Consider the following 23,023-nt stretch of genomic DNA (forward strand, 5'->3'; position numbering starts at 1 on the left):
ATCAGGCGTCTCCGTCATACCAGAAGGCATCCGGCATGTAGACGCCGAGATAAGATGTGGGTTCGTAACCGAAGAGCGCTTTGTCCGGCACGTTTCGCATGCGTTTGACATGGACGACAGGTTGCAGCGCGCCGTTGACGATACCGATGGAAAACACCTGCTGCGTATAAATCCCGAGCATCTCCAGCCAGATGGCCTGACGTTCTTCCTCGGTGACGCTTCTGCGCCATTTTTTCAGGAGATCGAGCAGGTGCGCCGCTTCCGGCAGGTCAGGTTCCTTGCCCTCGCGGCCGCCGGAAAGATAATGGATGCCCCAGACTGGCCATTGCAGCTGGTCGTCACCGGTGGGCGCAAGGCCGGATGGCAGCATGTCCGGCGTCGGCACACCATTGTCCATGCCCATCCATACCGACATCAGCACCTCGCCGCCCATGGCGCGTTTGCGGAAGACATCGCGCTGGGTGGGGCGCACGGAAACAGCAATGCCGATATGCCGCCAGTGATCCGTCACCAGCTCCATCACGTCGGTTTCGAGCGTGCTTTCGCCTGTCGTCTCGACGATGATATAGGCCGGACGCCCATCCGGCAGGAGCCGGAGGCCAGCGCTGTCGCGCCTGTCGAGACCGGCTTCATCGAGCAGCCTGTTGGCGGTTGCGCGGTCGAAGGCGCTCCAGGCGTCCGCAAATTCCTGCCGGTAAAGCGGGCTTTCCGGCAGAACGGTATCGGCGCTCTCCTTCGCCAGCCCGTAAAAACAGACCATGTTGATTTCGTGCCGGTTGATCGCAAGGGACAAAGCACGGCGCACGCGTACGTCCTGAAAAGCGCTGCGCCAGACCGGATCGGCGCAATTCAGGTTGGGCAGAAGCGCGATGCGTGAACCCTGGGAGCGCTTGTAGAGGTTCACCTTCAGAGGAAAACGCTTTTCCGCATCCTTCAAAAAGGTGTAGTCGGCGAAATCGAGGCCAAAATATTGCAGATCGCTGTCGCCGGAGGCCGTCTTGGCCGAGATGATATCGGACGAGGTGACGTTCAGCAGGAACCGGTCGAGATAGGGCAGTTGCAGGCCGTTTTCATCGACGCGATGATAATAGGGGTTGCGTTCGAACACGAACTGTTCGGCTGGCGGCGCGGTTGTGTTGCGCCAGGCATCCAGTGTCGGCAAAGCAGGATTTTCCGGGCGCACCTGCCGCGACATCTTGATATGCAGCCCGCTCCAGTCATCCGCCTTGTTTTTCTTGATGAGTTTGGCGAGATTTTCCGCAGTCTGATATTTGACGTGGAACTGCTTCATGTAGGCGGCGGGAAGGAACAGCCGCGCCGGTGAGGCGGCTGCGAGCTTCGCCAGAAAATCCGGGTTGGGGCCGTCCCAGCTGTAACGTACCGTCAGCAGGTCAATGACCTCGATCAGGGGTGGTTTGTTGTTGACCAGAAGTTCGATCGGAGGACCGCCCTTGTGGATTTCCTTGTTGAGGGCGACATCCTCCCAGAAATAGCGGAAATCCTCAGAGGTGAAGTCGCTGCCATCGGACCATTTGTGGCCCTCGCGCAGCTTGAAGGTGAAGATGCGTTCGTCCTGAACGTCGTAGCTTTCCAGAATATCCGGATGAAGCTCGAATTTTTCGTCATAACCGACGAGGCGGGCATAGCTGCTGATCGGCATCAGCCTGATATCACGCTGGCCGCCAATGAGCATGCGCACCGAGCCGCCATGTTTTCCTGGCTCACGGCCAAGCGCTTTCATGTCGATGACACGCGGGTTTTTCGGCAGCCGTTCGGCTACGTCGGGCAATTCGCCCTTTTCCCGTTTTTCCTTGAAATAGGCGGGGTCGGTATAGGCGGCTCGCGCATAGGCCGGCAGGAAAACGGAGGCCAACAGGGCAAGGGTGGTGCGGCGCGTGATCAAGGGCGAAGCTCCCGGATGTCGGCATTGCCGTTTGCGAGAACGAAATGGCCGTCGCCCAGATCGGCGGAGATCATGTCGCCATCACCCTCATCGCGGAACTGCTTGCCCCAGTCGAATTTGCCCGTCGCGCTGATCTTGCCGATGGTGCGGAAATCAAGCGGGCGGTCGAGATCGGGGAAAGGCACGGCTGCCAGCAGCGATTTGGTATAGGGGTGAACCGGAGAGCGCATCATGATTTCCCGCGGCGCCAGCTCGACGATGCGGCCCTCGCACATCACGGCCACGCGGTCGGCCATGTAATCCACCACCGCCAGATTGTGCGAGATGAAGAGATAGGTAAGCCCGAGGTCTTTTTGCAAATCCTTGAGCAGATTGAGGATTTGCGCCTGCACGGAGACATCGAGGGCGGAAACGGGTTCATCGCAGATCAGCAGTTCGGGTCCGAGCGCCAGGGCTCTGGCGATACCGATACGCTGCCTTTGGCCGCCCGAAAAACTGTGCGGATAACGATTAAGCGCGCTTTCTCCAAGCCCGATAGCCCTGACGAGATTGCGGACTTTCTCCGCGCGGTACTTCGCATCGCCCCGTCCGTGGATTTCGAGCGGCTCGCTCAGAATATTGCCCACCGTCATACGTGGAGACAGCGACGATATCGGGTCCTGGAAGACCATCTGTATCTTCGACCGCAGCTCCTTGAGGTCGCCGTCCTTCGCATTGAGGACATCGATATCGCCCTGCGGGCGATGAAAGGTCACCGAGCCTTCATCCGGGCGCACGGCGCGCATGAGGATTTTGCTGACGGTGGTTTTGCCGCTGCCGCTTTCGCCGACCAGGCCGAGGCATTCTCCGCGGCGGATTTCAAAACTGACGCTGTTGACCGCTTTTGTGGCGTTGGCGTCACCCTTGCGGAACCAGCTGGATTTGCGGGTTGTGAAGGTCTTGCTGATATTGTCCACGGTCAGAAGCGGGCCGGGAGTTTTATTGACCGCGGCGGTCTTTTTGCCGACAAGGCTTTCGTGGTCAATGTTGATTTCACGCAGCGCCTTCAGCCTTTCGCCGGGCTTCATGTCGAAATGCGGCACGGCGGCCATCAGGCCCTTGAGATAGGGATGGCTTGGCGACTTGAAAATGTCATCGACCGTGCCCGCCTCCATGATCTCGCCCTGATAGATCACGGCGACCTCGTCGGCGATATTGGCCACTACACCGAGATCGTGGGTGATGAGCAGCATGCTCATGTTCAGCCGGCTCTGGAGATCGCGCAGGAGCTTCAGGATCTGCGCCTGTATCGTCACATCAAGCGCCGTCGTCGGCTCGTCGGCGATCAGGAGCGCGGGGCGACAGATCAGCGCCATGGCGATCATGGCACGCTGGCGCATGCCGCCCGACAATTCGAAGGGATACATGTTCACGACCTTCTTGGGTTTGGAAAACCCAACGAGATCGAGCGTTTCATACATTTTTTCCGCACGTTCGGCCGGCGACAGGATGCTGTGGATTCTGAGCGCCTCATCGATCTGGTTGCCGATCGTATGCAGCGGCGAGAAGGACGTCATAGGCTCCTGAAAAATCAGGCCGATGCGGTTTCCGCGTATTGAACGGATTTCCCGCCCGTCCTTAGGCAATTGCAGCATATCGATAGGGCCGGCTGCGGCATTTTCCGGATCGGTGAACAACACGCGGCCGTTCACGCGCGCCGTCTTGGGATGAATGCCCATGATGGTCTGGCCGATGACGGACTTTCCCGAGCCGGACTCGCCAACGAGAGCAGTGACTTTTCCCGGAAGAATGCGAAGGCTGGTACCCCTGACGGCATCGATGGTGCCGCCCATCAGAGAAAACGAAACCCGCAGATTTTCAATACGGAGCAAATCTGCGCCTGCGCTCATGCCAAAGGGTTCCTTGCCGTCTCTTTATTGTTACGTTGTGACAATTGCTCAGGAGGGCTTAAATCCACGTTATCGCAGGGTTTGTTGTCTGTCTATGCCTCTGAAACATCGAATTGTTTAGCAAATTCAAAGCCGGCTTCCGAAATAGGGCGGCTTGCCTGACAGCTCCTGTTTCGTGATATGTTAACGGGTGCTTTTGAATGAGGATCCATGTCCGACAAGAAATATTATGACGCTGAGCTCGATAAAGCCCGGCAGTTGCAAAATGACGGCCGATATGTGGAAGCCGACGCGCTTCTCTTATCGCTGGTTGCAGCAAAAGACGGACATCTGATGGGCGAACGGACGGTGCTCGGTCTGCCGCGCAGACTGCATGCCGCGCGGCTGCGTCTCGCCAAGGCCGAGGGCGATATGGTCGCCAGGATCGGCTATCAATATACGCTGGTTCCGCCGCCACAGGTGCTGCAGAAATATGCGCGGTTTTCCACGGAAGAACGTCGCATCATCAGTCTCAAAAGCCGTGAAGACGTGCCAAGGCTTATCCACCAGATATGGATCGGGGAAAAAGCCCCGCCGGTATCGGTTGAGGCATGGGCCGCCCACGCTTCGAACCATCGTTACGACTATCGCCTCTGGCGGGAGGCTGATCTTGAGCGGGAAGGCGTGTTTTCGAACGGCATCTTCAAAACCATGCTGGACAAAGGCGATTATCCGGGCGCGGTGGATGTGGCCCGTTATATCCTGCTGGAGCGATTTGGCGGCATCTATCTCGATTGTGACTGGTATCCGGCGCGGGACGATGTGAGCTTCGATACATTCCTGCCCTTGGCGGGGCTGGCAGTGGTTGACGAAAAAACGCCGCGTGACACGGGGCAGGGCAGCATGCTGCTTGCCAATTCCTTCATCGCTGCGCCTGCCGGACATCCGGTCTTTGGCAAGATGCTGGAGGCCTTTCCCGGGATCATCGAAGACATGCCGCGCGCGCCTGCCTGGTGGTCGACCGGTCCTTTGATATTCACCGTTATCGCCCGGGCCGGAAGCATCAGCCTCGCGCCGGCGTCGTTCGTCGCCGCGTCTCTTCCCGACCGCGCAGCTTTCGATGAGGTGGAAGCGGTCAGGCGGAAACTTTCCACTGAGGCGGGCGGGTTGCTGATCGCCTGGAAATCATGGTGAGATTTCGTCGACAAGGTCCTTGGAAGAACGCCAGCGGGCGGCGGGATGTTCGGCGGTCACTTCGAAAAGCCGTCTCAGGAAGCGCCAGACATTGTCGTCATGCACGAGATGATGGGTAAGGACGCCTGTGACGCCGCCATTTTCGGCGGCCCTCAGGATGCGGGCGGCGGTCTCGGAAAACAGGATGCCGTCGTCACGGCCACCGCGGCTGCCGTGCCAGTCGATCACGTCGACATGGGTGTTCAGGCAGGGCGGCAGGGTGCTTTTCTCCGGGCCGAAAACGGACAAGGCGCGATATCCGAGGCCGGCCAACTCCTTCACGATACCGGCATCTATGCGGTTCCATGGCGGCACGAGCATAGGTACCAAGCGCCCACCATGCAGGTCGTGGAGTTTATCCAGCCCGGATTGCAACTCATCGAGAACGATGGCCGGATCGCGATGTGATCCGAGCTCCTGCTTCTTTTCTTTCTCCCCGGCATAATTCGCATGGGACCAGCCATGGACGGCGACCTGGGCGATATCAGACGTATCCAGATGCTGTGCGAGCCTGTCTGTCGTCATCTCGGGAATGACCGCGAGCGTGACCGGAGCGGAAAAGCCGGCGCAAAGATCGAGCAGCGTGTCGAGGGCCAGTGTCGGCTCCACCGCATCGTCGTCCCTGAGCCAGAGATCGGCCTTTATGCCGCGCCGCTCACATTCGTCCAGTGCCGCAACGAGTGTTTCCAGACTCATGATCTTCGCGCCTTTGCTTGCAGCAGGATATGGTTCCGCTCTTTTGCGGCGTTTTCCAAAGACCGTTCGTTCCTGACGAATTGCCGGGCCGCCCTTGCCAGTTCTTCACGCCTGTTGTCATCACCGATCAGGGTTTTAATCGCGTCGGCATAGGCGGCTGTATCATTCTCCGGTGTCAGTAATCCTGTGGTGCCGGATTTTACCACTTCGGGAACGCCCGCCACCTTTTCGGCCACGACGGGTAGGCCGGCGGCCTGCGCTTCGAGATAGGCAAGCCCATAGGCCTCGCCATGGCCCGGCCAGACGTAGAGCGACGCTTTCGAAAGAAGCATGGCGATCTCGGACGCGGTTTTTTCCCCGTGCCAGACAAGGCGCTGATCCGGAAAAGCGCTGAACATGGCTTGTACGGCCGCGCGTTCCGGCCCATCGCCGACGATATCCAGCGTCCAGTTGATATCCTGCGGCAAAAGGGCGAGCGCTTCGGCAAGGGCGCGATAGCTGTCGAGCTTGTCACCCGCCCGCATCATGGCGACGGCAATCAGCTTTGCCGGGGTCGGATTGGGCGTGTTTTTGAGAAAGGCCTCGGCATCGATAAAGGGCGGCAACATGGCCCATCGAAGGGCGGGCGAGGCCCGCACAAGCCCCTCGCGATCCCGCGCAGTGAGGCAGATATTGATCGATGTGGCATTCAATGCGGCCAGCAACCGGTCTTGAACCACCTGCCAGCCCATCCCGTTGCGCTTGGGCGAATAGGATGCCTCGGCGGTGACGTAGGGAATATCGAAGCGTCTGGCCAATTCCGGCCCAAGCAAATCGAGGGCCTTGTAATAGGGGTGATAACAAAACCAGAGGTCCGGTGCGCCCTCCAGCTGCCAGCGCTGCGTGATGGTCTCGATTTCGCGCTCAGCCGTTTCGGCAAGCGAAGTCCGCGCGGGTTCATCCGGCTGTTTCAGGAAGCTGCGCAGTTCGGAGGCGACTGAAACCTCATGGCCCCCCATCGTCATCGCTCTCATCAGCAAACGGGCCATCAGCCGGTCGCCGGAGGGAACGGGATGGTTGGGTGATTTGAGCGGCGCATAAAAGGCGATCTTCATGGCGATGGTTGTGCGTTGCCGGCGGCTTGGGCGTCAACCGGAATTTGAAAGGCCCGAGCCTTGACAGGTCAGTCATTCTTGCCCAACTGAAAGGCATCTTTTGCACATGCGCGGAGCGTGACACGCTTTGACTTCCCCAGATATTTCCCAGAACCTGCTTTCCAGCATTGAAAACAGAAGCGCCAAAGCGGGGGTGATCGGCCTCGGCTATGTCGGTCTGCCGCTTGCCATGACGATCGCCAAGGGCGGTTTCGAGGTTGTCGGTTTCGATATCGATCCCGGCAAAATTACCGCGATCGAGGCCGGACACAGCTATATCGAGGCCGTTTCGGACGAGGTGCTGGCAAGTGTGAGGCAGGATGACGGCTTTGTCGCCACCTCGGATTTCTCCAGGCTGGCCGAATGTGATGTCATCGCCATCTGCGTGCCCACGCCCCTGACCAAATATCGCGAGCCGGATCTCTCCTATGTCGAAAAGACCTGCCGGGATATTGCCGCGCATCTGCGCAAGGGGCAGCTCGTGGTTCTGGAATCGACCACCTATCCCGGCACCACCGACGGGGTGGTGAAGACCATTCTGGAAAGCACCGGGTTTGTCTCCGGCGTCGATTTCTTCCTTGGCTTTTCGCCCGAGCGGGAAGATCCCGGCAATCGCGATTTCGAGACCTCGACCATTCCGAAGGTTGTCGCTGGCGATGGTGAGGCCGCTGGAAAGCTGATGGAGGCTTTTTACGGTTCGGTGGTCAAAAAAATCGTTCCGGTTTCGACCAATGCCACGGCGGAAGCGGTGAAAATCACCGAAAACGTCTTCCGTGCCGTCAATATCGCCCTCGTCAATGAACTCAAGGTCGTCTACGAGGCGATGGGTATCGACATATGGGAAGTGATCGATGCGGCGAAAACCAAGCCGTTTGGTTTCATGCCCTTTTATCCCGGTCCGGGTCTTGGCGGCCACTGCATACCGATCGACCCGTTCTATCTCACCTGGAAATCGCGGGAATATGAATTGCCAACGCGGTTCATCGAACTTGCCGGGGAGATCAATACCGGTATGCCGCGTCACGTCATCGGACGGGTTGCGGAGGCGCTCGATATTCATTCCGGCAAGGCGCTCAGCCGCTCAAAGGTGCTGGTTGTCGGTCTCGCCTACAAAAAGAACGTGCCTGACATTCGCGAAAGCCCCTCACTGAAGCTCATCGAGCTTATTCAGGAGCGCGGCGGCGAAGCGGCCTATTTCGATCCCTACGTGGCTGAAATCCCGAAAACACGGGAATATAGCCACCTCATGGGCATGAAATCCGTGCCGTGGGACAGGCAGGCGATCGGCGCCTTCGACGCCGTTCTCGTTGCGACTGACCATGACAATGTGGATTATGCCGCTCTAAGCGAATGGGCGCCGCTTATCATCGACACACGCAATGTTTTCGCGCGTCGGGATATAGCCGCAAAACACATCATCAAGGCCTGATAAAATGAGCAGACTCGATAGTTTCATTCGCCGGTTGACCGCGCAGCGGGATATCCTCAACCATGTCGCGGCCAATCTCGATCTGCCGGGTGAAGGGGCGCTTATGGAAATCGGCCTTGGAAACGGGCGCACCTTCAATCACCTGCGAGAGCTGTTCCCCAACCGCCGCATCATCGCTTTCGACAGGGCCATGGGTGCACATGCCTCCTCGGTTCCGGCGCAGGAGGATCTGGTGATCGGTGAAATATCGCAAACCGCTCCGGCTTTCATCGGCACGGAAGCGGCTTTCGTGCATGCCGATATCGGCACGGGCTATCCGGAAAAGGATGCGGTTACCCTTACATGGTTGCCCGATCTTGCTGCGGGCATGCTGGCAAAAGGCGGCCTCGCGGTCAGCGGGCTGCCTCTGGATCATCCCATGCTGAAGCCGCTGCCGGTGCCGGCAAGTGTGCCGACGGACCGTTATTTTCTCTATCGCAAGATTTGAGATCGGACGCCCCGACAGGTTTGTCGGGGCTACTTCATAAATAGCGCTCGCTCTCTTCCTTCGAGAGCAGGAAGACCCTCATCTGCGAGTTTCGGCCGCGAATGGCGATTTCTTCGCTCCTGAGATCGGCAATCTCCTGTCCCGCCTGAATGATGGCCGGTTCGGAAACGACGATGGCGGCGCCGAACTCCTTGGCCTTGGATTCGAGCCTGCTTGCCACGTTGACGGTATCGCCTATGGCCGTCAGGGTTTTTGCCGCGCCATATCCCATCACACCGACGATGCTCGGGCCGGAGTGAATGCCGACCACCACTTCCAGGCGGACGGCGAATTGTTTCTCCAACCCCTCGTTCAGGATGGCGATATCCCGCAATATGGTTGCGGCTGCCTTCATGGCGTTGCGACAGGCACGGTCCGCATCCTCGCCAAGTCCAAAAAGGGCCATGGCGCCATCGCCAATGAATTTGTCGAGATGACCTCCGGCGTGTTCGACGGCTTGGCCGACGATGGTGAAATAGCGGTTGAGAAGGAAGACGACATCATAGGGCAGCTTCGCTTCGGACAGCGTGGTGAAGTTACGCAGATCGCAGAAGAGGATGGCGATTTCTTCTTCACGGCCGGGTCGGGCCGGCTGTGCATCCGCGGGCAGATCGCTCTGCTGGGGCGGTGAAACGAGAAGCGCGATGTTGAGATCGCTCGTAGGGCGCAGCTGACAACCGAGCCGCACATCCGAATCGGCATGGATGCGCCTCAAGGTGGTCTGCTCTATCTCCCCGGGTGCCGGAAGCGGGCCCTTGCTGTTCAGAACCTTGACGCGACAGGTTGAGCAGCGTCCCTTGCCGCCACAGACGGAGTAGTGCGGGATGCCCGCGAGCCTGCTGGCTTCGAGAATGCTGAAGCCGGCCGGGATGCGTGCTTGTGCGCCCTGTTCATAGTGGATTTCGATGGCGGTCAACCGTTGCCGGAAGCTGCGCACGCCGCGCAATACGAAGACCAGCATGACCGCGCCGGCAAAAAGCGCTTCGGTCGTGCTGGTAATGAACCGGATTCGCGTTTCCATCTCCCTTTGCAGCGGGAGCTCGTCTCTCTGGATGGCGTAATCCGAGAGCCCGGGAGGAAGCGCGTATTTCCGATCGACTTCCTCCAGCCAGCGGCCCGCATCGCTGAAACCCAGCAAGGCCAGAAGCGGCAGCATCACTGCCACCGTCATGAAGAGCCCGGCGATTTTCGGATACCAGTCGCGATAACGCAGCCAGAAATAAAGGCCGATGCATCCGTGGATCCAGATCACGATCAATGCAAGGCTCTGCCATGCGCCGCTGACAGGATTATTGATCCACAGGCGGCGGATAACCGAATAATAACCGACGTCGATGCCATAGAGCATGTGCGATACGCGGATATTCACGGCATGGCCGATGATCAGAAACGGGATCGACAGGCCGAAAATGACCTGAAGCGCTTCGCGAAGCGGCATGCGCAGCGTTCTGCGCTGATAAAGCGAGCGCAGAACAAGGCAGACATGCACGACAACCGACCCATAAAAAAGCAGGCTGCTGACGGGATTGAGCCAGATCAGGCTGAACCATTTTCGCGCCCGTTCGGCGGTATCGATGGAGATGAGCGCGAGGGAGTGATTGAAAAGATGGGAAAATACGAAAGCAAATATGATGAGACCGGATAAAATCCGGGCGCGTCTCAAATTGGTCTCCGAAAAGAAACGGATCATGCAAATCCCATCATGTGGTCATCGACGCAGAATCATCATGTAGTATGTGGTGGCACCCCTTAGTGCAGGGTGTCTCGTGGCAATATCGTGGAGCAATTGATCGCAAACAGTCAATTGTGCGTGTTCGAATGCCCGCGTGCAAAAGATGTTGAATCAGGACTTCGAAAAAACGGTCGGCAAGATCAAATCTTCGCCGGAGCCAAGTTGCGATCAGAGTTCGATGATCTGGCCGTCCATGGCCGCGAACGCGCCGCTGAACAGAGCTTTTGCCTGTTTTTCGATGCTGTCCAGTTCCTCGTCGCTGCGGCTGGGGGCGTGGTGGATGAAACCAACATTTTTTGCGCCAGCGAGTTTGGCGAGGCGGATCGCCTGTTGCCAGGACGAATGGCCATAACCGCGATAAAGGCCCATTTCCTCATCGGTGAACATGGCGTCATAGAGGAAAAGATCGACATCCCTGATCAGGTCGAGCACGGTTTCGTCGATGCTGCCCGGCTCATGTTCGGTGTCGGTGATGATGGCAAGGGATTTTCCTTCCCAGTCCAGCCGGTATCCGATGGCGTTGCCGGGATGGTTGAGCATTCCGGTTCTGATCGAAAGGCCGGGATGCACGTCAAGCGCATCGCCGGGCAGGAAGTCCCGTGTTGCGATCTTGGCACAACAGATCTCCAGCGGCACGGGGAACCAGGGCGGGCTCATGAAATCCCTGAGCATTTCCCGGGTCGTCATGGTGCCGGCAAGGTGGCCGGACCAGATGGCGACATCATTGGAGCTGTTATAAAAGGGCTTGAAATAGGGGAAGCCGACAATGTGGTCGTAATGGCAATGCGAGAAGAACAGGTTGACGTCGGTAATGCCTTCCGCCCGCAAGGCAAGGCCAGCGGGATGCAAGCCCGAACCCGCATCGAACAAAAGAACGTGATCGCCGCATCTTACCTCGATGCAGATGGTATTCCCGCCGTATTTTCGGAAGTTTTCACCTGAAACAGGAAGCGTTCCCCGCGCACCCCAGATCTTTACCCGAAAATTTCTATTACTTTCCCGACTTGCTGTGTCGGAATCGAACGCCATGACACACCCCAATAACAACGGAATCTTGCACGCTTTCCTCCCATGAAGCCCGTTGTCTCTATAGATTCTTATATCCGCTCGTTTCTGGCGGAAGCCTTTACCCCTTATTCAGTCAGCATTTCATTTATATTGCAATAGTACGACATTTATTTTTCCAATATCGCCATTCACGGTAGCAAGGAATTGCCGTTTATGTCCTGACGCTCGTTCGCGCTTTGCTCAGTTCCGCCGTCGTCTGGGTAAGGCGTTCGGCGAGAACACGCATGACCTTGATGGTGATGTCAGGGAAATCGGACATGAGCTTGAAGAACTGTTCCTTGCCGATGCGCAGGGCTTCCACATTGGTGGAGGCGCGAACGGTCGCTGTTCTGACGCTATCGCAAAGGATTGCGATTTCGCCGACAATGGCATTACCGGTCATTTCGGCCACTTTCAGCGTGCCCGAAGGGGAATCGACGAGAACATCGACTTTTCCGGTCAAGAGAACATAGGCCGCATCGCCGACGTCTCCCTGATGAAACAGTACGTCGCCAGCATGATAGGATACTCGGTCGGACGCGAATGCGAGTAGTTTGAGTTTTGACGGTTCCATTTCCGAAAAAAACGGGACCCTTTTCAGCATTTGAATTTCGTCTTTAAACAGCATTGACTTACCCTGTTCTTGTTCCACCTCGGTCACCTTCTTGGACTTATGTTGCGACCATGTCCTTGAATGTACCGTTTTCCTCGGCGAGAGTCTCGTAACTTCCGTCGGCGGTGATCAGACCCTGATGAACAACGATCACTCGCTTGAACATGCGAGAGAGCGTCGCATTCGACAGAACCCATATGATCGACGGGTTATTGTTGTTCTGTTTCAGGAGTGTGATGACCCGTTCAACAATTTCCTCCTGCTGTCGGGGATCGAGGCCGGGGAGAGGGCGGTTGAAGACGTAATAATCGGATTTGCGGATCAGCGCCCGTGCCAGATTGAGCTTCTGGCGCTGGAGCGGGCCAAGCCGTTTGCCGCCGGCGCCGAGGTTGAAGTCCAGACCCACCGCCAGCACGCGCTCATAGACACCCTGCTTGCGCATGACATCGGCCACGATGCGGGTGATGCGCCGCGAGGCGTCGGTGTAACGATGGCCGACCTTGCCGAAGAGGATGTTGTCCAGAAGGCTGGTAGCGCTCATGTATTTGGTCGGATCGTAGATTTCGATCACGTTTTTCAGGCTGTCGGGCAGGTTCTCATGGAACATGTGCCGGACTTCGACGATCCGGTTCATGATCTCCGGCGACAGCAGGCCGAAACGCTGGCGAGGCTCGATGTAGAAGAAGCTGAGCCGCAGCATTGCGCGCTTTTCGTTTTCATTGGCCTCGTCGAAACTCTTTCCCTGAAGCCGCTGCAGCATCTGCTGATAGACTGGAATGTCATCGGGGGTCATGAAGGTAAGCTGCTGGAAGAAGGGGTGATCTCCCGGCAGGTCGGCGAAGATTTCCACGATGTTTTCGGCAATCGTGTAACCCATTTCGAACAGGGTTTTGACGAGACCGGTTTCGCGCATCAGGGCGCGGAAATAGTCGCTTTCGATGACGATTCTGATCGTCTGGGACGAATCCCGCATGGTGCCGAACAGAAGGTTTTCACCGACCGTCGCCTCGCTGTTGTAGCTCTCCAGTTCAAAGGGTGCGATGAGGCCGCTCAGATTTTCCTTCTCCAGTTCGGCCCGCAGGACATGCCGCAACTCCACGATGCGGGCGGCAAGATGCAGGTCGGTCAAAGGATCGATCGACGAACGCAGCGCAAATTCCAGAATATCCTGTGAGAGCTCCACGCTGTCGAGGACGGCCAGAATGGCCTGGATAAGATTTTCCGGTTTGCCGTCGCCGGCCGGGCTTGAAGCGTAATCGATCCATTCGCTGTTGATATCGATCAGTGGATTTCCCGCCATTTTGGCTTCGCGGATTTCCCACTTGCGGTGTTCCAGCGCCGCGCCCTCATAGTCCCTGTCGGCAAGCGGGGCGTGTTTGAGGCCGTAAAGCAGATTGTCCTTCAGGCTGGCGTGGAAGAAGTAACTGTCCGAGGAGACATAGGAAATGCGCCGCCCGGTGAGCGATTCCGGCAGTTCCAATATGTCGACGTCGTTGATGCTGCTCTTGCCAGAGGTTGGCCAGAGCGTGCGGCCGATCGCATCCGCCAGCGCCTCGGCGCCCGAGCCGCCGACGATGGCGATCACCTCACCCGGCTCGACCTTCAGCGATGCCTGCTCCAGAAGCCGGCTGCCGCTATCATCCTCGAGCGTCAGATTGGCGACGACGATCGGGGCGCTGATTGCAGCAACGGTGCCGGGAGACAGTTTCTGCACCTTCTCTTCGATCATGTTCGGGGCATCGAACTGCTCGAAGACCTGCTCGTATTTCACCTGCACGTCCTGGCGTGCCTGATCCCAGTCGATCAGTTCTTTCAGCGGTCCCGGCAGTTCCTTATAGGCATTGATGACGGCGACCAGCTGCCCGACATCGAGACTGCCCTTCAGTGTGAGATAACCGCCGAGCGCATAAAAGAAGAAGGGTGTCAGCTGCGCGAGGAAGTTATTGATGAATTTGACCAGAAACTTCCACTGGTAGAGATCGTAGCGGATCTTGAAGATGTCGCCGAGGCGATGCGAGGCATCCGCGCGCTCGTAGTTGGAGGTGTCATAGGCGTGGATGGTGCCGATACCGTCGACCATTTCGCCGATGCGTCCGGCAAGCTGGCGGGCGCTCAGCTGCCGCTGGCGGCCGAGCTCGATGAGGCGGCGGCGCATTTTGGGAATGATGCCCACCTGGATTGCCGCCATGAAAGCTGCGATCAGGCCCAGCCAGAAATTCTGAACGAGAATGAAGAAGAGCGCGGAGAGCGCCTGGCCGCCGAGAAGGGCCGGCTGCACGAAGGCGTCGCCGGTAAAGCCGCCGAGCGGCTCAACCTCGTCCTTCACCATGCTGGAGATTTCAGCGCCCTTGACCCGTTTGAAATGGGAGGGTGGGAACCGCAGAATCTTGTCTATGAGCTCGAAGCGGATACGCCGCAGAAGTCGTTCGCCGAGGCGACCCTTGAAGGTATTGATATAATATTTGAAAAGACCGTTGATGACGACAAGCGCAAGGAACGTCAGGCTGAGCGCCATCAGCATCGACATGCGGTTGAGCTCAAGCCCGGGGAATAATGTCACGGTGCCCCAATAGGGAATATCGACCGTGAGATGCATGAAAAGCTGCGTCGCATTCGCCCCTTCGAAACCATCCCCCTGAATTGGGCCGTTGACGATCTGCTTGGGCAGATCGAAGGCGAGGAAATAGGGGATCATCGAGAGGGCCACGATCAGCAGAATGAAAAGCTGCTGCCGCCTCGTGTGCGACCAGATATAACGCGTAAGGCTTTGTTCCATATAAAACTTCTATGACCTGGCGGGCGAGGCCCGGCGTGTTGGTTTGCGCGGTGTCTAGACGATCCGGTGGCCGGGTGGCGCAACCTCCTCCTGCAAATAGGTGTGGGACTCGCTATTTATCAGTATATTCAAGCGGTTTCGAGCAAAATAGCGGCCCTGCCGAGACTTCTCCGTCACCCCCGCTTTTGTTTTGCAACGTGTGGGCGACAAGGGATATAAATGCGACTATATTTTTAGACTTCTCTAATATTGTTGTTTTTATTGTAGATCAGGCGTTAAGACGCTTCGATGCAATGATCCCGCGAGGGTTGAGCCAGACACTGGCGCAATGATGGCAAGGTCGATGGCGATAGATATTTCAGAGCGTACAGGCAGCGATCCGTCCCTTGATGCATTGTCGCTTTCCGGCATTGCCTCGAATGGGGCTGTTGCGCATCCGGTCTCTTTTGACGGGCTCACCGGGATTTTCCATCCGGCGCACAAGCAAGTCAGACAAGGCCATGCCGTTCTTTTTGTCAGCCCATGGGGCATGGAGGAGCTCTGCAGCCGCAAGTTTCAACGGGTACTGGCCGAGCGGCTCGCCGCTTGCGGTGTCGCTAGCCTTCGATTTGACTATCTCGGCGCGGGCGACGCGCTTGACCCTGATGATGCGGGCCGCGCGGCGGACTGGGTTTCGGATGTGCGCGTAGCGCTCAACTGTCTGAAGCGTCTTTCCGGCTGCACTGAGGTGGTTGTCGTCGCTCAGGGCCTCGGTTGTCTGATAGCGGCACAGGCGTTTGCCGATGTGGCCGAAGCGGGTTCCATGGCGTTTCTGGCGCCTGTCGTTTCCGGCCGCGCCTATCTGCGTGAGTTGGCGATGTGGTCGTCGATGATCGACGATGGTTTAGGCCTTCGGCCCGCGCAGAGGATGATGGAAGCGGGATCGATTGCCGGCATGACCATGCCTGCGGGTGTTGCGGATGCGATCAGGAAGACCAATCTTTCCAATCTCGCGGCTGCTCCGGCGCGCACCATTCTGGCTCTCTCCCGACCGGGCCGCGTGACCGATGCCGATTTCGCCAAACATCTTGCCACGACCGGCGCTAAGGTGGAGGAGGCGGAGTTTTCAGGTTACGACGATCTCGTCTCCAGCCCGACGCTCTCGAAAATATCCGACGATGTGGTCAATCGGCTGGTCGACTGGGTTCTCTCTCAGACCCACGCCGAGAGTGCGGCGATGCTTCTGGAGGATTTCACCCTCAATGCCCCGCAGCGCGGTCACGGTTTCGTCGAGCAGCCGGTGCAGTTTGGAGATGGCGGACGGCTTTTCGGCGTTTTTTGCGGGCCAGATGATGGGGATGTGGTTTCTTCGGTTCTTCTACTTGGCGCTGCCTATGACCGGCATGCGGGCTGGGGCAGGCTTTCCGTTCAGATGGCCCGAGCATTGGCGCGTGAGGGTGTGGCATCGCTTCGCTTCGACGCGGCCAATATTGCCGACAGCCCTCCGGTCAAGAATGTGCCTGAGCAGGTTCTCTACGATGTCGCGCAGAATGACGACGTGGCTGCCGCACTCGATTTTCTCGGCAAGCGCGGCAAGGGGCCTTTCATTGCGGCGGGCCGGTGCAGCGGCGCTTATCTCGCCTTCAACGGCGCAATCGCCGATGAGCGGATCGGTGCGGTTGTCGCGGTCAATCCGGTGGTCTTCCATTGGCGCAAAGGCCGCTCGGTGGATGAGGCCTTGCATAAACGGCCGCGTTCCTTCGGGGAATACAGCCAGCGCTTTCGCCAGGGCGCGACATTCAAGCGTCTCATCAGCGGCGATGTCGATGTGGCAAGTGCCGGACTGAATATCGTCAAGGCGACGATCAAGAGGCTTTCGACAAAAACGGCGAGGCTGTTCCGCAGGGGGAGCGAGGAAGGGCGTGCCGTTTATGGCGCGTTCGACAAATTGAAGGCGAATGATACCGCCGTTCATCTGCTCTACAGCGACAACGATGATGGTCTGGAGCACTTCCAATATTATTTTGATGCCAATGGCGAAGGGCTATCAGCCTATCAGAACGTGTCGCTGACCATCATTCCTGATGCCGATCACAATCTTTCAACGCCTGAAGCCAAACAAACCTATATCGACGCGGTGAAGCGACTGGCTTTCGAGCATTTGCAGTAAAAACGCTTAGCGGTCGTGCTCTAGAAGGAAAATCGGCGGCTGGAACCGAGTGACACGACCTCTCCGGAAGGAGGGGCTTCTGTCGCCGGGGTCTCCGGTAGGAGGCCGATTTTTCTGGTCTCGCCAGGGCCGAGATGGAACCAGTTTTCTGACGCGCGGTAACCCTGCACCTCGACATGGACGGACTGCGCCAGCCGGTCCGCGCCGATTTCAAGAGACCAGTTGCCGCTCGTTTCGCTGAGCGCGACCTGAAGGTTCGCGGCATGCAGCGCCTTTTTACGGCCGAGAGGGAAATGGAACGCGTCGGCGATGACATGTCCTGTCGCAACGTCGCGAAGCCTGGCGACCGTTACATCATGGGACGGAGGGCCGAAACGATAGGCATAGGTCGTATCGAAAAAGGCGCCGAACAAATCTGTTGCGGCAATCGTCTGGCCCTGCCGCGGCAAAAGCGTGAGCGGTCGTTTGGCGTGAACGACAGGTTGCACACCTTCGCGCAGGCAGGTCAGTTCCAGCATGGCTTCAAAGCCGCCGCCGGTCTCGTTGATGAGATGGATATCCAGCCCGTTCGTGCCCTCATCTGAAAGGCCGACCTGAATGGGACGGAACGCCCTTTTCAGTGCATGCCAAACGGATTTCGGCCTGCCGGTCGCATCGATAATGCCCCAGCCCGCGCCGGGAACGAGATCCTGCAGGGTCCAGACCAGAGCGCCCTGACAGGAGGAACCGCTGCGCCGCCATTCGGCAAAAGTCGCCTCCATGACCTCGGCCGTCGCGGCCCGGGACATGTCGAGATAAAGGCCGCCATCTTCGCGACGCAGCACGTCCGGTTCGACGTCGTAGAGCAGTTTCAGATAGTGATCGCGAACATCCTCGAAATCCCAGGAGGCGCCACGATCACGCGGTGCGCGGGCTTTCCACCGTGGATCGTGCACGGCGACGCCGGGAAGATATCTGTCCAGCGTTTCCTGTTCGGGAATATTGGCGAAGGCGAGGCACTCGGCGGCAAAGCGCAGATTGGCGCGGCGCGCATCTTCCAGCGGGCGGCAATAGGCGCCCACGCCGTAATAATGGCCGACCCCGACGTTGGGAAAGAAGGGCAATGCGCCGCCGGAAGGGGAATTGGCGACATAGGCTGCATCTGGCCGCTTCTCGGCGAGGAGTTCCGGCAGGACTTCCTCGGTAAGCGTTCCCTTCCATATCTGCTCTGGCAGGCCGAGCATAGCGCCCTGCTGGTACATTTCACTGCCGCCGCAGAAAACGGCAAGCGATGGAGAAAGCGCGATCGCTTCCAGGAACTGCGAGATTTCCGTCACGATATGCTGGCGCAGGCTCTCGTCCTTTGCCGGGTAATCGAAATTGGCGAGCATGGCATCCTGCCAGACCATGATGCCAAGCTCGTCGCAAAGCGCGAAGAATTCCGGCGTCTCATAGGCCATGGTGCCGCCGATGCGGATCATGTTCATGCCCGCTTCAGCGGCTTTTCTAAGCCATGGTTCATAGTCCGGCCGCGTTCCCGGCAGGCGCACAATATCGGCCGTCGTCCATACCGCGCCGCGGCAGAATACCTGCTGACCATTCACCTTGAGGCCGAAACCGTTGCCGTCTTCGCCGTGATCGATCTCGACTTGCCGGAAGCCCGTGCGCCCAAGGTGATGTTGCGTGCCGTCCAGCTCGAGAACGATCTCATGCAGAGCCGGCCTGCCATGGGTATGCGGCCACCATTGTTCGACATCGGATATGCGCAATTCGCCGGAAAGCTTGCCGCCCTCGTCCGGAGAAAGATCGGCGCTGTAACCGGCACAGCCAAGCCTTGCCGATTTTATCGGGCGGTTGCTTTGCAGCACGATGCTGACCGTTCCCGTTCCGTCTCCGTCCAGCGAAGACCGGAGCGTGCAGAGCACTCCGTCCTGCCTTATCAGGCTGATGGGTCGCCAGGGGCCGGCGGCGTGGATTTCCGGGCACCATCCGGGCATGTAACCCAGTGCAGTGGTGCGGATCAGCCGCAAGCCCTGCGTATTCATCATCTGGGGCCGCCAGCGGGCGCGGGGCCCGGTTTTTTCAAGTCTCGGCGCAAGCGCCCGGAAGCAGATCGAAAGTTCGTCTGCGCCCGTTAGTTCGACAGGCACTTCCAGCCTTTCGAACATGCTCTGGCTTGCGGCGATCAGCTCACCGTTGAAGAAGATTTCGGCAATGGTGGAGAGACCATCGAAGCGCAGTGTAGCCCGTTCGCGCGTATCGGAAATCATCGTCAGCCGATACCAGGCATCCCTGTCATTGAGGGGCGCTGGAGCAAGGCGGTCGAACTTTTCGGCCGATTCCAGAGCCTGCGCCACGGTTCCGGGCACGGAGACATGAAGGCCTTCAAGCGATGCGGGAATATCGGAGGGTGTTTCGCAGGCGTCGGCGGGCGTCAGCGTCAGCGTCCAGCCTTCGCTCAGCAATTCCTCGCTTTCGCCGGGAAGATAGGTCCTCACGCGGCCTCGCTGGCATCAGACAGTTTGGCCGCAAGCGCTTCCATCACGTCATCCCATGCATCCGCCGCCGGATCGAGTACTGACGCGAGCGCATCGAACTTGCGCCGGGTGACGGCGCGGGCAAGCTGGAACTGTACCGTCTTGGCGACTTCGGATATGCGCAGCGCGTGATCCCTCGCTTCAGCGAATTCATTCCTGTCCAGCCACTCGAGATGGCTTGCCAAAAGCTCGAAATTGGCGCCGAGCTGACGCAGCGTGTTGAAGGCATATTTGTGGAAAAAACCGAATGGCCTGTCGGCAACCTTTTCCACCTGTGCCGGAAAGACGCTTGCGAAAGCCCTGACCGGGTTGGCGGAGGGTCGGCGCGAAAAATGAAACTTCAAGAGCCGTTCGGCGGTCTTGCGAATATGCGTCGGCGAAGGATTGCCGTCTGCGAATTTCGCAAACTCCGTATAGGGCAGGAAGGGCGGATCGGTTTCCGCCAGATGATGCTGGAACAGGCCGTCAAAATCTTCGCCTGCAAGATGGAAGAAGCCGGCATTGTGGAAATAGTCGAGTTCACGTTTCGCGAGGTCGAGCCGGTTGATGGCGATGGTGGTCTTGCCGTGTTCTTTCTGGTAGCCCACCCCATGGGTATCGGGCATATAGAAGCTGTCCATCTCGATCAGGCAGATGCGGCCGCGTTCCAGCTGCGCCTCAATGTGGTTTTCCACCCTGTCGAAGATCGCAAGTTCGGTGGCGCGAACGCCATAAAGTGCTTCGAGATCTTCCAGCGGCACCTTGAAGAAGGTGAACTGGTCGCCTTCGAAATCCTGTGTCAGGGTGAAACCGAACATGGCTTCCGGGGATAAGCCTTTCGAGGCCAGCACCTCGATCCACAAATCGATGTAGCAATTCGTTTCCGGCCACATTCTCTCGGAGGAATGGAGCGGATGCTGCACATAATTTTGGGGGTCGAGACCGGGAAAAATCTGCCGCATGAATGATCAGCCCCAGAGCGTTTCCACGACCTTCGCAGGCCATTTCTTCACGTCGAGGCCATGATGCGCAAACAGCGCCAGCGCAATGCGCTCAAGGCCGAAACCGACGCAGGCGGTATGGGCGACATCGCCATTGTCGAGGTTCAGACCCCATTTCTGGCCGAAGGCATCCTGGTGATAGTTGAAGCTCATGCAGGCCGTCGGGCTGGTCGTCGATGTGACCGGGATCAAGAGCTCGAATTTCAGGTTCTGGTCGCGCTGGTTGTTGGCCAGCATCTTGCCGGCGCGGCCGAAGAACGGATCGTTGGCCACATCGATGGTGACGTCGAGCCCGACCGCCTTCATCATCTCGACGCCGCGATCCATCCAGGTCTGGCGGAATTCGGTGACGTCGGACTCGGTACCCATGCAAACATATTCGCGCATGCGGAAAAGCTGCTGGCGGGCCGGATCCTTGGAGGGCTCATGGCGGAAGCAATAGGACTGGATGTCATAGAGACCGCCGCCGGCAGGTAGCGCGCCGCGCTTGGCAATCGTCGGATAAAGCGGGTAGCAGGCCGCCGGCGTCAGCACGATGTCTGTCGCTTTCTGGTCCTTGGTCCAGTCACCGCCCTCATCCATGGTTTTCAGCAGGCTGACATGGTCGAGTTCGCAGCCGCAGAAGGAATGGACGGTGCCGGCGAGCTGCGGGAAGCTCTTCATGTAACCGCTCTTTTCGAAGTAGGCGCGGTTGATGCCGGGCGGAAAACGGATCGCTTCGGCGCCGTCAGCGCCGCCCGTGCGGTCGATCAGCCGCTCGAATGCGGCAATCACGTCCTCGAACTGGCCGCTGCGTCCATAAAGACCGTCCACACCCGTTTCAATCAGCAGGCCTTCTTCGAACAGTCGATCGAGAAACGATGTTTGCATGTCCATGGTCTTATCCCAAGAGGCTGGTGTCCTGCTTGTGAACCAGCAGGAGATTGGCGGAATTGCCGAGAATGCGGTCGTTGGAAATCATCAGACGGGCGGAATGCGCGTCGCGAAGGTGCCGGCCGAGGCTGTAGGGCGTGCCGTTCTTGTAGCCCATGATGCCGCAGACCAGCATGGCGTGGTCAATGATTTCAAGAATGGTTTCCGAAGAGCAGATCTTCACATTGTTCATCGCGACGGCAAAGGCCATCGACATCAGTTTTTCCGGGTCGCTCTTGGTATCCTCGTAAGCCTTGATGCCGGCGATGATGTTGGATTTCACCACCTGCAGCTTGGTGGAAACCTCCGCAAGGCGGATCGCGCCGGGAGGAGCCGTGCCGGGCGACTTGCGCGCTGCGGCTCTGACGAAAGACTGCGCGCGCAGCACGGCATCCGACGCGATGCCATACCAGACGGCGCTCCACAGGAGATGCGAGCTTGCAAGCATGGATTGCGCTGCGATTTCCGCGAAAGGCTTCGGGAAAATCTGTGCCGCCGGCGCTTCGCCGCGAAACAGGAAACCATCCGAACAGGTACCGCGCATGCCGAGCGTATCCCAGACATGGGTTTTTTCGAGCGTGTACTGGTTTTTCAGAAAGACCGTCATCACCTGATCGGCGGGCGCGGCATCCTTATGGGTGCGCGAGGTGATGAGGATCGCATCGGCATTGCTGCCATAGGAAATGACGGTGGCGTCCTTTTCCAGCCGGCAGAAATCGCCTTCGACCTCGATTGCGCAGATGGAGTTGCGCAGATTGCCGCCGATGCCGCCTTCGGTGGTGGCCGAGCCGAGCAGCAGCTGTTCCGCCGCGACGCGGCTCATGAAGCCCGCATGCCATGCGCTCGCCTCGCCATGTTCCACAAGGCTGGACAGCTTGATGTGGTGCATGGCGAAAATCATCGCGGTTGCGGAACAGGCCTGGCCGAGCCGGGCGCAGATATCGGCGATTTCGTGCAGGGAAGTACCTTCGCCACCGAGCGAAGCGGGGACCTGAATGCCGAGCAGGCGTTCCTGCCTGAGTGTATCAACGGCTTCCTGCGGAAAGCGGCCGGTAACATCGACCTCATCTGCGTGTTTGGCGGCAATTGCTGCGACACGGCCCGCGCGCGCGGACAGCGTTTCATCCTGCGGCGCTACGGCGACGTTCATCAGGCTGCCTCTTTACCATCCAGAATGAGCTTAACGGTGTCTTCAATGGCCTTGATGCTGGCAAACGACTTGCGGTTCAGCAGATTGTCCGGGAATTCGATATCGAATGCTTCTTCTATGCCGAGCATCAATTGCACCGATGCGAAGGAAGAAAGCCCCGCCGCGTAAAGATCGGCTTCATCTGCAATCGTATCGACGGGGGTTGGAAGCTGGCCGAATTTGGCCAGTATTTCACGTATAGTCGCATTCATTCCGACGTATCTCCCATGAATTTCACATCAGGATGGTTTGTGCTTATCGTTACGTTGCAAACGATAATATTCGCCTAAACCGTTAGGTTAATTACAACTAACGGCAGCA

The 23,023-nt window shown here is 58.3% G+C and carries 17 protein-coding genes; 4 read left to right on the forward strand and 13 right to left on the reverse strand.

Going from position 1 to position 23,023, the window contains the following annotated elements; translation table 11 throughout:
• Position 1: 1 nt before the first annotated feature.
• Entirely contained in the window at positions 2 to 1,903 is a 1,902-nt protein-coding gene (locus ASB65_RS22565; RefSeq protein ID WP_060725431.1) for an ABC transporter substrate-binding protein, read from the reverse strand.
• The gene (locus tag ASB65_RS22570) at positions 1,900 to 3,792 is read right to left on the reverse strand and encodes an ABC transporter ATP-binding protein (protein WP_060725432.1); all 1,893 of its coding nucleotides are present in this window, start codon (positions 3,790 to 3,792) and stop codon (positions 1,900 to 1,902) included. The genes ASB65_RS22565 and ASB65_RS22570 overlap by 4 nt, the downstream gene beginning before the upstream one ends.
• Positions 3,793 to 4,002: 210 nt before the next feature.
• Here ASB65_RS22570 and ASB65_RS22575 point away from each other — a divergent pair, with 210 nt between their 5' ends.
• Entirely contained in the window at positions 4,003 to 4,965 is a 963-nt protein-coding gene (locus ASB65_RS22575; RefSeq protein WP_060725433.1) for a glycosyltransferase family 32 protein, read from the forward strand.
• Here ASB65_RS22575 and ASB65_RS22580 read toward each other — a convergent pair.
• Both ASB65_RS22580 and ASB65_RS22585 read right to left on the reverse strand, forming a co-directional pair.
• Positions 4,957 to 5,700, reverse strand: a complete 744-nt coding sequence (locus ASB65_RS22580) for a polysaccharide deacetylase family protein (RefSeq protein WP_060725434.1) — start codon at positions 5,698 to 5,700, stop codon at positions 4,957 to 4,959. The two genes, ASB65_RS22575 and ASB65_RS22580, sit on opposite strands and share 9 nt — an antisense overlap.
• Positions 5,697 to 6,794, reverse strand: coding sequence for a glycosyltransferase family 4 protein (locus ASB65_RS22585; protein ID WP_060725435.1), 1,098 nt, complete (start codon positions 6,792 to 6,794; stop codon positions 5,697 to 5,699). The genes ASB65_RS22580 and ASB65_RS22585 overlap by 4 nt, the downstream gene beginning before the upstream one ends.
• A 127-nt stretch (positions 6,795 to 6,921) precedes the next feature.
• Here ASB65_RS22585 and ASB65_RS22590 point away from each other — a divergent pair, with 127 nt between their 5' ends.
• Together ASB65_RS22590 and ASB65_RS22595 are read left to right on the forward strand one after the other, a co-directional pair.
• Positions 6,922 to 8,262, forward strand: a complete 1,341-nt coding sequence (locus tag ASB65_RS22590; protein WP_060725436.1) for a nucleotide sugar dehydrogenase — start codon at positions 6,922 to 6,924, stop codon at positions 8,260 to 8,262.
• Positions 8,263 to 8,266: 4 nt separating this feature from the next.
• Positions 8,267 to 8,749 (forward strand): class I SAM-dependent methyltransferase, encoded by a 483-nt coding sequence (locus ASB65_RS22595; RefSeq protein WP_003504873.1) that lies wholly within the window; start codon positions 8,267 to 8,269, stop codon positions 8,747 to 8,749.
• A 34-nt stretch (positions 8,750 to 8,783) separates the two neighbouring features.
• Here the strand turns inward: ASB65_RS22595 and ASB65_RS22600 are convergent, their stop codons facing one another.
• The 4 genes from ASB65_RS22600 to ASB65_RS22615 form a co-directional block, all read right to left on the reverse strand.
• Positions 8,784 to 10,478, reverse strand: coding sequence for an adenylate/guanylate cyclase domain-containing protein (locus tag ASB65_RS22600; RefSeq protein ID WP_060725437.1), 1,695 nt, complete (start codon positions 10,476 to 10,478; stop codon positions 8,784 to 8,786).
• Between the two features lie 210 nt (positions 10,479 to 10,688).
• Positions 10,689 to 11,549, reverse strand: a complete 861-nt coding sequence (locus ASB65_RS22605) for an MBL fold metallo-hydrolase (protein ID WP_050816427.1) — start codon at positions 11,547 to 11,549, stop codon at positions 10,689 to 10,691.
• A 190-nt stretch (positions 11,550 to 11,739) separates the two neighbouring features.
• Complete coding sequence (locus ASB65_RS22610; RefSeq protein ID WP_060725438.1) at positions 11,740 to 12,195, reverse strand: cyclic nucleotide-binding domain-containing protein; 456 nt, start codon at positions 12,193 to 12,195, stop codon at positions 11,740 to 11,742.
• Between the two features lie 43 nt (positions 12,196 to 12,238).
• A complete protein-coding gene (locus ASB65_RS22615) occupies positions 12,239 to 14,956 on the reverse strand; it encodes an ABC transporter ATP-binding protein (RefSeq protein WP_060725439.1) in 2,718 nt (905 codons plus the stop codon).
• A gap of 343 nt (positions 14,957 to 15,299) precedes the next feature.
• Between ASB65_RS22615 and ASB65_RS22620 the strand changes: the two genes are divergently transcribed.
• Positions 15,300 to 17,105, forward strand: a complete 1,806-nt coding sequence (locus tag ASB65_RS22620) for an alpha/beta fold hydrolase (RefSeq protein ID WP_060725440.1) — start codon at positions 15,300 to 15,302, stop codon at positions 17,103 to 17,105.
• A gap of 20 nt (positions 17,106 to 17,125) precedes the next feature.
• On the opposite strand, the gene ASB65_RS22625 is transcribed toward ASB65_RS22620, so the two are convergent.
• Genes ASB65_RS22625 through ASB65_RS22645 form a run of 5 tightly spaced genes read right to left on the reverse strand, consistent with a single transcriptional unit; the run spans position 17,126 to position 22,914 of the window.
• Positions 17,126 to 19,582, reverse strand: a complete 2,457-nt coding sequence (locus ASB65_RS22625) for a beta-mannosidase (RefSeq protein WP_060725441.1) — start codon at positions 19,580 to 19,582, stop codon at positions 17,126 to 17,128.
• The gene (locus tag ASB65_RS22630; RefSeq protein ID WP_060725442.1) at positions 19,579 to 20,562 is read right to left on the reverse strand and encodes a DUF1839 family protein; all 984 of its coding nucleotides are present in this window, start codon (positions 20,560 to 20,562) and stop codon (positions 19,579 to 19,581) included. The genes ASB65_RS22625 and ASB65_RS22630 overlap by 4 nt, the downstream gene beginning before the upstream one ends.
• A 6-nt stretch (positions 20,563 to 20,568) precedes the next feature.
• Positions 20,569 to 21,477 carry an amino acid--[acyl-carrier-protein] ligase gene (locus ASB65_RS22635; protein ID WP_003504856.1) on the reverse strand — a complete coding sequence of 303 codons (909 nt, stop codon included), beginning with the start codon at positions 21,475 to 21,477 and terminating at the stop codon, positions 20,569 to 20,571.
• Positions 21,478 to 21,481: 4 nt separating this feature from the next.
• Positions 21,482 to 22,663 (reverse strand): acyl-CoA dehydrogenase family protein, encoded by a 1,182-nt coding sequence (locus ASB65_RS22640; RefSeq protein WP_060725443.1) that lies wholly within the window; start codon positions 22,661 to 22,663, stop codon positions 21,482 to 21,484.
• Positions 22,663 to 22,914, reverse strand: coding sequence for an acyl carrier protein (locus ASB65_RS22645; protein ID WP_003504852.1), 252 nt, complete (start codon positions 22,912 to 22,914; stop codon positions 22,663 to 22,665). The genes ASB65_RS22640 and ASB65_RS22645 overlap by 1 nt, the downstream gene beginning before the upstream one ends.
• Positions 22,915 to 23,023: the final 109 nt, after the last annotated feature.

The organism is Agrobacterium tumefaciens str. B6 (assembly GCF_001541315.1).
Lineage (GTDB): Bacteria > Pseudomonadota > Alphaproteobacteria > Rhizobiales > Rhizobiaceae > Agrobacterium > Agrobacterium radiobacter.

Coding starts and splice junctions, on each gene's coding strand:
- ASB65_RS22570 (WP_060725432.1), bottom strand. CDS start 3,792: ATGAGCGCAGGCGCAGATTTGCTCCGTATTGAAAATCTGCGGGTTTCG.
- ASB65_RS22575 (WP_060725433.1), top strand. CDS start 4,003: ATGTCCGACAAGAAATATTATGACGCTGAGCTCGATAAAGCCCGGCAG.
- ASB65_RS22580 (WP_060725434.1), bottom strand. CDS start 5,700: ATGAGTCTGGAAACACTCGTTGCGGCACTGGACGAATGTGAGCGGCGC.
- ASB65_RS22585 (WP_060725435.1), bottom strand. CDS start 6,794: ATGAAGATCGCCTTTTATGCGCCGCTCAAATCACCCAACCATCCCGTT.
- ASB65_RS22595 (WP_003504873.1), top strand. CDS start 8,267: ATGAGCAGACTCGATAGTTTCATTCGCCGGTTGACCGCGCAGCGGGAT.
- ASB65_RS22600 (WP_060725437.1), bottom strand. CDS start 10,478: ATGATCCGTTTCTTTTCGGAGACCAATTTGAGACGCGCCCGGATTTTA.
- ASB65_RS22605 (WP_050816427.1), bottom strand. CDS start 11,549: ATGGCGTTCGATTCCGACACAGCAAGTCGGGAAAGTAATAGAAATTTT.
- ASB65_RS22610 (WP_060725438.1), bottom strand. CDS start 12,195: ATGCTGTTTAAAGACGAAATTCAAATGCTGAAAAGGGTCCCGTTTTTT.
- ASB65_RS22615 (WP_060725439.1), bottom strand. CDS start 14,956: ATGGAACAAAGCCTTACGCGTTATATCTGGTCGCACACGAGGCGGCAG.
- ASB65_RS22620 (WP_060725440.1), top strand. CDS start 15,300: ATGGCGATAGATATTTCAGAGCGTACAGGCAGCGATCCGTCCCTTGAT.
- ASB65_RS22630 (WP_060725442.1), bottom strand. CDS start 20,562: ATGCGGCAGATTTTTCCCGGTCTCGACCCCCAAAATTATGTGCAGCAT.
- ASB65_RS22635 (WP_003504856.1), bottom strand. CDS start 21,477: ATGGACATGCAAACATCGTTTCTCGATCGACTGTTCGAAGAAGGCCTG.
- ASB65_RS22640 (WP_060725443.1), bottom strand. CDS start 22,663: ATGAACGTCGCCGTAGCGCCGCAGGATGAAACGCTGTCCGCGCGCGCG.
- ASB65_RS22645 (WP_003504852.1), bottom strand. CDS start 22,914: ATGAATGCGACTATACGTGAAATACTGGCCAAATTCGGCCAGCTTCCA.